Origin of the sequence: uncultured Campylobacter sp. (assembly GCF_938045345.1) — a bacterium.
Classification (GTDB): Bacteria; Campylobacterota; Campylobacteria; order Campylobacterales; family Campylobacteraceae; genus Campylobacter_B.
The window spans coordinates 1-7,717 of the sequence record NZ_CALIMS010000022.1; the positions used below are offsets into that span (position 1 = coordinate 1).

A 7,717-nucleotide genomic window follows, 5' to 3' on the forward strand; every position below is an offset into this window, starting at 1 on the left:
AGCCGCCCATTTTTTGAAATTTGATCGCCTCGTCAAAGAGCTCCTTCGTCCGCGCGCAGTGCGTCGGCGAGAAATAATTAATCGGGAACGAATAATCCTTGATCACGCTAAAAATCAGGTCAAATTTATCCGCGAGCCCGCCCATATGCATATGCAGCACGCCGCCTTTTTTCGAGATCATGCCGCCGATGCGGATCTGCGTTAGGGTCTTGATGAGCTCCTGCGCGGTCGGGTAGCTGCCGCGGTTGTCGCTCATCGCGATCTTACAGCCGATGACCTTGTCGATGAGCACCAGATCGCGCGTTACGGAGCCCGTAAATGTGACGCTAGGCAGCGCGTAAGAGCCCGTGTGGATGAAGGTCGAAATGCCCTCGTATTCGAGCGCTTTGGCCTTTGAGTAGAGATTTTCTAAGCTCCTCGTGCACCCGTCTGTACCTAGCGTGCCCACGACCGTCGTCGTGCCGTAGCGGATGATCCCAGATAGCGTTATTTCGGGCGTTCGAGAGTGATAGCCCGCCTCGCCGCCGCCGCCCGTGATGTGTACGTGCTGATCGATGAGCCCAGGCGCTAAAATTTTACCATCTAGATCGTAAATTTCAAGTCCCTCGACTCGAAAATCAAGCCCCTTGGAAACGGCTAAAATTTTACCTCCGCCGAGCAAAACGTCGCTCCTGCCGATGTGCTCTGGCGCGTATAGATAGGCATTTTTAAGTAGCAGCATATTTTCTCCTTTGCTTTGGATTTTTATAAATTTTACGTTTTTTTGGCTTTCTTGACTGCGATGTCGCACCGCAATCTCGCCTCTTTTTCGCCGTTTCGCTTTGCAGCGCCTCTACGTCAAATTTTATAGCGTTTCGAGAAATTTCAGCAGCCTTGCGGAGAAATTTTATATCCTATTTTTGCTTTTCATCGGCATGGCTTATTCATCACAAAGCCGCAGAAGCGCCCGGTAGTGCCATCTCTGCGGTATGAAAAATGCCGCTCGCTCTCGAAAGTGCAGCGCGGATCAAATTTAACGTTTCGCACCCCCGCAGCTGCGAGCTCGTCGCGCAGCGCAGCGTTCATATCGAAATGCCCCTGCGTTTTGTAGCGCTCAAACTCGCCCAGATCAAGCCCGCCAAGTTCGTAGTTTCGCGCCTTGATATTCGCGCCCACGAATACCTTCAGCTCCGCAGCGACGCAACCGAAGCGCTCGCTCATCAAATTTATCGCATTCGTGCAGATCCGCCCTATCACGCCCGCGCGCCCCGCATGCACCGCAGCGACCACGCCGCGCCGCTCGTCCGCGATCAGCACTGGCGAGCAGTCCGCTACCAGCACGCACAGCGCCACGCCGCGCAGATCGGTCACGAGCCCGTCGCAGGGCGGGATTTCAACGCTAGCTGCGCGTAAAATTTCAACGCGGTTTGAATGCATCTGGCGCATAAATTTTAAATTTTGCGGCGCGATGCCGAGCGCGGTGGCTAAAATTTCGCGGTTTTGCGCGACGTTTTGCGGATCGTCGCCCACGTGATCTCCTAAATTTAGGTTTACGTAGGCTCCGCCGCTTACGCCGCCAAGCCGCGTGCTAAAGCCCGCCAGCACGCGGCGTCCGTCCAATACAAACTCAAGATTTTCTCTGCAAATTTCGATTTTGTCCATCACACGCCGCTTAATACAGGCTCAAAATTTTATCTACCGCGTCCCACGAAAGCCCGTCTTGCTCGCCATCGGCGCTCGCATCGCGTGCCGCAACAGTGCCGCGACCGACGAGCTGTCCGCCGGCAAAACCCAGCTGTGCCGCGACGTATCGGGCAAGCAGATCGGTTTCGATATTTACGCGGCGCCCGATTTTGTATGATCCAAAGAGCGTATCTTTAAGCGTGAGTGGGATGATCGTAAGGCGAATGGCGCAGCTTTGCGCTTCACTCTTTAAATTTGCGCCCAAGGAGTTTGGATCGCGAACAGAATTTGAGCCGCTAGAATTTTGCCCGCGCGAACCTGTGCCGCTAAAATTTGAACCGAGCGGGCCTTTGCGGTCTTTGTGAATAAAATTTCCGCCGCCCGCAAGCACTTCGTTGATCGTTAGGCTCACGCCGTCGATCGCTACCGAGCCTTTCGGCGCTAGCAGCGGCGCTATGTGCAGCGGCGCACGGATAAAAAAATCGACGCCGCTTGCAAGCTTTGAAATTTTATAAATTTCGCCCACGGCATCGACATGTCCTTGGATCAAATGCCCGTCTATGCGCTCGCCTAGCCGCATCGCTGGCTCGATATGCACAGGACCGCGCAGGTTTTGTGCGGCGATGACGCGCGCCGTTTCGCTTGAAAGCTGCACCGCAAATCCGTCCGCAAAAAGCCGCGTCACGCTCAAGCACGCGCCGTTTACCGCGACGCTATCGCCAAGCGCGGGGCGATATCTCGCGCGCAGCCGTAGCGAATCGCCGCTAAAGCTCGCAACCTGCGCGATCTCTCTGATCAGTCCGTTAAACATTATGAGCCTTTGGAATTTTTACGTGATATTAGCGTAGAATTTTGAAATTTAAAGTTAAGTGAGCTCGGCGAGCACAAAGCCCGCCGAATGAAGTTTGAAATTATTTTTTAGAAACTATGAAATCGGCTAGCGCTTCGATCGATTCGTCGTTAAGTGAAGCTGCTTGACCTTTCATAACGCCCATCATGCCGAATTTGCCCTTGCCGTCGCCTAAGGTGCCGTCTTTGTAGCCTTTTAGGCTAGCGATGATATCTTCCTTGCTTAGGGTGTTTAGCGCAGGTACTTTGCCGCCAAGATAAGGCTTCTCGGCGTTAGCTCCATGACAGGCCACGCATTTTTTATACAATGTAGCGCCATCAGCGGCGAATAAACTCGAACTAAACGCCGCAACCGCAGCACATGCAATAAGAACTTTTTTCATTCCTATCCTTTCTTTTTAAATTGTGGGTGCAGTATAATCAAAATTTAGTAAATTTCGGCTAAATTTTTGCAATTTGCGCCAAAGAGGCGAAATTCTATCTACTGCGAACTTTAGCGTAGAGACTCAAAGCGGAATTTATGCTGTAAAATTTTAAGCGAATTACGCCTTGCCACTTAAATTTCAATCGTAAAATTTCGCGGCGAAATTCTACGGCGGAATTTCATCTAGACGCCAAATTCCATCGCGAAATTCTGCGTAGAATTTTAAAATTTCGCCGCTTTACTTTATGCGCGAAATTTCGCCGCCTTGCATCTTATAAATTTTATCTGCGGCGCCGAAGTATTTATCATCGTGTGAGATCGCAAAGACCGTGTATCCGCGCGATTTCAGCTCGGGTAAAATCCGCTCGTAAAACTCCGTGCGAAACTGCGGATCGAGATCGGCCGCAAACTCATCAAGCATCAAAAATTTTCGCCCGTCCATCAGCACGCTTACGAGCGCCAAACGCTTGCGCTGCCCGCTAGATAGGCTCGTAGTGCTAAATTTAGCCCCGTTAAGCCCTACCTTATCCTGCAGGTGCGTGAGCGCGAGCCACTCGCGCGCGATGTCCGCATCGCCAGTAGCGTAGTCGAAGAGATAAAAATCGCTAAAAACCGCGCTTATGTTGTTACTGTAGGCGCGCAGATCGGAGGGTTCAAGGGCCGCGCCGTCGGCTAAAATTTCGCCCGTTTGCGGCGTATAAAGACCCGCTAAAATCATAAAAAGCGTCGATTTGCCGCTACCGTTTTCGCCGATCAAAAACACCGTTTCGCCCGCATTTAGCTGCAAGTTTACCCCTTTAATGCCGAATTTCCCGCCCGGATACGAAAAGCCCACGCCTTTAAGCTCCAGGCTGCGCCACGGCTGCATTTGCGCAAGCTCAAAGCCCTGCACGAACGGGTCTAAGCCTAACTCATTGATCTTTGCGTAGGCGATCTTTGCGCGCAGAACGCTAGGAAGCGAGAATATGAGCATCATCAAAGGCGCGCGCAAAAAAAGCACCGTAAGCGCGATCGTTACGGCGTTCGCAAGCTCCGCCTTGCCGCCGCTAAGCCCGAAATAAAGCACAAAGCCCACCGCGCCTAGCATCATCACGTTCATAAAATTACTCGCAAACGCGCCGTAAACCTCGGCTCGCAGTGAGCTTTGGCGTAAATTTTGCGCGTTGGGCAAAAAGTCGTTTTCATATAGGCTTTTTGCTTTGGCTAGGCTTAGCGACAACTCCTTGTGCCCCTCGATCGCCGCGGCGTAGTTTTTATACAAAACGTCCTCGTTTTGGCGGTACAGATCGTAATTTTGCATGACTTTTTTCATCAAAAAGCGGTTGAAAATCATCAGCGCGCCGATCCAGATGAATAAAAACGCAAACATCATAGGCGCGATGTATAGCACGTATATGCCGCAAAACAGCACGATCATCGCGCCTTGGATAAGCTCTGAGATGCGCATAAAGCCCTCGGTCAGGCGCGAAATATCGCTAGAAAGGGACGCAAGCAGGTTCGCCTTCGACGCAGCCTCGATGCGCTCGAACTTCGTATCGATGATCTGCTTGATAATCTTGGTGCGCAGATCGAATACGAAGTCGTTTTCCATCTTGCAAAGCATGATGCGGCTTAGCACCGAAAGCAGCAAAAATAGCGCCAAGAGCGCAAAAAATAGCGCGATGATCCTGCCGCCTCTTTCGGCGCCGTCAAGTAGATATTTATTGATAAAGCTTAAAATCAAGATCCCCGAGCCGCTGTAGATCGCGTTTAGCGCGAGCATCGCGAGGATTTGTTTGGTATATTTTTTCATCATTTTGCCCCAACGAAATTTGAGCGCAATTGTGGCAAAATTCGCTTGAAAAAACGGTTAAATTTTAAATCCCGTTCTCATTTCGTCGGCTAAATTTCGCCTTAATTTACGCAAAATTTTATCGCGAATCACATCGTTTACGGGGCATGCTGCTATTTATATGTATCACGCGGTGCTAATTTCATCCGCATTCTTATTTTAATTCGCTTCGTTTATATGCAACACTTGCCAATCTCCACTACGTCGATATACCGCCAGATACCCATACATTATACCTCGACGACAGAACGCGCTGTCGTTAAATTTTTACCCACGCCAAAATCAAAATTTTAAAATTACTCATCGCCACAGTCTTAACAAGCCGTATAAAATTTAACGCCGCGCATCAACCAAAACGATCACATTTAAATTTAGACGCCCCCATACCGTACTCTACTAAAATTTTATCTTTTCTACACGACGAAAGAGCCGTTAAATTTTAGCGTGCGTGTGTGAATTCTTCTTCAGCTACCTTATTGTAGCTTCTGCGGAGTGACTAAATATCTAAAAAATCTCGGAATTATCGTAAACCAAAAAAATATGGCGGATATCACAGAGGCGCCATTGTACTATTAATAACAGATTTGTTAGGCTTTATAAATGAATTAATCAGCGCAAATAACGAGCTTAAAATAATTTATAAGTATTAATAAACAAGTTATTTTTAGATCAAGTGTTTATGAAACATATTAGAAAAATATTTTTACCGTCTTCGTACTTGTATTTTAAGGTGTGGCCGTGTTTTATAAAAATTTGGTTTGCGATATAAAGCCCAAGCCCCAACCCAGAATTTGACGACTCAAATTTCCTATTAAAAGCCCTTTGAAAATCAAGCCTTTGCGGATCAAGCTCATTGCCTACACTACTTATACACAGAGCATTTTTATCTATGCTTACAACAACCTTTTCGCTAGAGTATTTTAAGGCGTTATCGATCAAATTTTTAACTCCGGTCGCATAAAGCTCAAAATCAACCTCAACCGCACTTATTTCTCCATCCGCTCGCACTTCTATGCGGCTCGTGTCTTTTAATAAAAGCATATCTACCGAGTGATCGACGATGTCTATAACTCGGTGCTTGTTCTTTTTAAGCTCCCATTGGCTCGATACAAGCTTTTCTACCTTTACGACTTCGCCCAGTATCATCTCAAGCCGTATAAAAATTTGTTTTAATCTATCCTTGATTTTATCATCTTGTAATATTTCGGCTATAATGTCCGCCATGATCCGCCCCTTCATTATAGGGTTGCGAAATTCGTGCAAGATGTTACGTAAAAATAGCGCTCTAGCCTCTTTTATCGCATCTATTTTTTGCATAGTCGTGTTAAATTCGCTAGCGATTTGGCCTATTTCATCATTTGCTTCTACTTTTAGCAATCTAAATTTGTCTTCTTCTCCCGCTCTTCTTATCATATTTTTTAAATTTCTGAGTCTCAGCAATTTTTTTAAGACGACTATGAAAAATGCGGCCATTACGATATTTACTATAAGCCAAAGTATCCAAATACTATGTGAAGAAAGCTCTTGTAAATTTTCTAAAGGCAGATCGTTTTTTGCAATGTCATCTTTGATTGATATATTAAGCCCGGCTGCGTCCATAATACGTGAAAACATCTTAGGATCTATGGAAGAAAATCTAGGTACAAAGTAGAGCTTTTTGTTGTATCTTATCATATCGGCATACGAATCGCTAAAAATTTTCTCACCATTTTGCCTGATCTCATTTGGATCGAGATCACTATTTTTAAGTCCGATTTGCGCTAGCTGCTTGGTTATATTGCCGTCTTCTTGTCCGCGTATGCGCATGCCTAGCATAAAGCGCTGGTAGGTAAAATACTCCGCATCTCTTATTTGCCTTTTTGATTCGATGAAAAATGCTAAATTTACGACAACTAATGCGGCAAAAAAGAAAAAAGATATTAGTTTGATGATAGATATATTACGCATTAATAAATTTATACCCTATACCGCGCACGGGGTGAATGAATCGCGGATTTTTAGGATCGTCTCCTATTTTTTGACGCAAGCGCCCTATGGCGACATCGATGCTTTTTAGTCCGCTTTGAAATTTCGCTTGACCCAAATTTATCAAAATATCTTCCCTTGGCACGACCAACCCCTCTTTTTCATAAAGGTAGATAAAGATGTCAAATTCCGCTTTCGTTAGCGCTATCTCCTCTTTGTTTTTTATGACGATACGCCTTTGTTTATCGACGCAAAAGGTTTTGGAGTCGTTGCTGGTTTGTATCCCTCGACGGAGTATCGCTCTTAGCCTAAATGCAAGCTCTATGGGTTCGTACGGCTTTGCCATATAGTCATCCGCCCCAAGCTCAAAGCCCTTTATCTTATCTAGCGTTTCGCTGCGGGCCGACGATATGATGATAGGTAACGATGGATAGCTGTGTCTTACGTGCTTGCACACTTCAAGGCCGTCCATGTCGGGCAAGCCAAGATCAAGCACCAATGCGTCAAAAGCATTTTTTGCGTCTAGAATTTTAAGTCCTTCAACCGGATTTGTGACTATGGTTACGCCAATCTCGCTTTTTGCCAATGCAAATTTTAAAAGCTCGGCCAGTTCAAGATCGTCTTCTATAAGCAAAATTTCTATCATAGTAGCTATTATATCAAATTTAAAATTTAAAACTAAAAAATATTTTTTAGTTAATGTTACCAAAATCTTACCGTTTTTGATAGGCCTACATGTTATAATTTCGCTCATAAATCCAAAGATGATAGTGTAAAAATTTAAAGGAGGTTATAGTGAAAACATGTTTTTTGACGATCGGCAAGAGTAAATTTGCTCTTAGTTTGGCTGCGTTTATGGCTATGGCGTCCAGCGCTAGCGCTAGCGATAGCTTGGCGGAGGCTTTACAAACAAGCACTATGGGTGCGACAGTATTTTCATACTACGATATGGACTCGACCGAGTACTTCCCGCCAGCTAGCAGAAC

At 46.4% G+C, this 7,717-nt stretch carries 7 protein-coding genes and 1 pseudogene; 1 reads left to right on the forward strand and 7 read right to left on the reverse strand.

Features of this window, described 5'->3' with window-relative positions; translation table 11 throughout:
• The 7 genes and pseudogenes from Q0144_RS05080 to Q0144_RS05110 all read right to left on the reverse strand — a co-directional run.
• Positions 1-721, reverse strand: a pseudogene (locus tag Q0144_RS05080) (beta-aspartyl-peptidase); the annotation flags it as partial.
• Positions 722-906: 185 nt separating this feature from the next.
• Positions 907-1,641, reverse strand: a complete 735-nt coding sequence (locus Q0144_RS05085; RefSeq protein ID WP_298062292.1) for a polyphenol oxidase family protein — start codon at positions 1,639-1,641, stop codon at positions 907-909.
• 10 nt (positions 1,642-1,651) lie between these two features.
• Positions 1,652-2,473, reverse strand: a complete 822-nt coding sequence (locus Q0144_RS05090; protein WP_298062304.1) for a riboflavin synthase — start codon at positions 2,471-2,473, stop codon at positions 1,652-1,654.
• A gap of 100 nt (positions 2,474-2,573) precedes the next feature.
• Positions 2,574-2,894: a c-type cytochrome gene (locus Q0144_RS05095; RefSeq protein WP_298062306.1), complete on the reverse strand. Its 321-nt coding sequence runs from the start codon at positions 2,892-2,894 to the stop codon at positions 2,574-2,576.
• Between the two features lie 279 nt (positions 2,895-3,173).
• Positions 3,174-4,727, reverse strand: coding sequence for an ATP-binding cassette domain-containing protein (locus Q0144_RS05100; RefSeq protein WP_298062308.1), 1,554 nt, complete (start codon positions 4,725-4,727; stop codon positions 3,174-3,176).
• A gap of 708 nt (positions 4,728-5,435) precedes the next feature.
• On the reverse strand, positions 5,436-6,713 hold the full coding sequence (locus Q0144_RS05105; RefSeq protein ID WP_298062310.1) for an ArsS family sensor histidine kinase: 1,278 nt from the start codon (positions 6,711-6,713) through the stop codon (positions 5,436-5,438).
• Positions 6,706-7,377: a response regulator transcription factor gene (locus Q0144_RS05110; protein WP_366111315.1), complete on the reverse strand. Its 672-nt coding sequence runs from the start codon at positions 7,375-7,377 to the stop codon at positions 6,706-6,708. Before Q0144_RS05110 ends, Q0144_RS05105 begins: the two co-directional genes overlap by 8 nt.
• A gap of 149 nt (positions 7,378-7,526) precedes the next feature.
• Between Q0144_RS05110 and Q0144_RS05115 the strand changes: the two genes are divergently transcribed.
• The coding region (locus Q0144_RS05115; protein ID WP_298062314.1) for a hypothetical protein at positions 7,527-7,717 on the forward strand (191 nt) is incomplete at its 3' end.